This window comes from Rhizobacter sp. P1_G5, assembly GCF_056405435.1.
Genome location: NZ_JBFUCB010001094.1, coordinates 1 through 929, shown reverse-complemented (window position 1 = coordinate 929; position 929 = coordinate 1). Strand labels below are relative to the sequence as shown.

The 929-nt window shown below is 71.3% G+C and carries 1 protein-coding gene; it reads right to left on the bottom strand.

The features are described 5' to 3' along the window. Positions 1–929 (bottom strand): sensor histidine kinase (locus AC1D12_RS34250; RefSeq protein WP_477845513.1); only part of this gene is annotated, 929 nt, incomplete at both ends.

Sequence of the window (929 nt, the reverse complement as noted above, 5' to 3'; positions counted from 1 at the left end):
CGGAACGAGTTGTCGCCCTGCTGGAACGCATCGAAGATGCGACCGCGGTCGACCGCCGCGATGCCGATGCCGGTGTCGCGCACGTCGATGCGCACCCGCCCGCGCACCGGGTGGTGCTTGACGATCACCGTCACCGAACCGGCCTCGGTGAACTTGATCGCATTGCCGAGCAATTGCTGCAGCACCTGGCGCAACCGCGCCGCATCGCCCACCACCAGCGCCGGGCGTGTCATCGACAGGCGCGCCTGCAGCAGCAGCCCGCGCTCGCTCGCCGCGGGGGACGACTGCGCGACCACGTCGTCGATCAGCTGCGCGAGGTCGAAGCGCTGTTGCGCGAGCGCGATCGTGCCGCCCTGCAGGTGCGAGAAATCGAGGATGTCGTTGATCTGCGCCAGCAGGTGCTCGCCGGCGCGCTCGATCACGTCCCACTGCGCGGCGGTCGGCGGCTCGGGCTGGCGCCGCAGCAATCGCGCGAGCCCGAGGATGCCGTGCAGCGGCGTGCGCATCTCGTGGCTCATCGTCGCGAGGAACTGGCTCTTCACGCTGCTCTGTCGCTGCGCCAGCGCGAGCGCCTCGGCGCGCTCCTCGGCGATGCGGTCGGTGGTGAAGCGCAGCCGCAGCAGTTCGCGGATGCGCAGCTCGGCGCGGCGCGCCTCCCACAGCATCAGGCCGAGGAAGAGCAGCACGCCGATCGCGGTGAACATGCCAGCGCGGGAATCCTGCAGCGCCTGCGCCACCACCACCGGCAACAGCAGCGACACCAGGAAGGACGCGCACGCCGACCACGCGGCCTGCAGCACGAACAGCGCCACGGCCGACACGCCGACCAGCGAGGCCACCATCAGCGCGACGATGTCGGGGTGGTGCGGCGGGCTCAGCCACGCCACGGCCAGGCTCCAGACGAAGCCGTCGACCGCCAGCACCGCGAG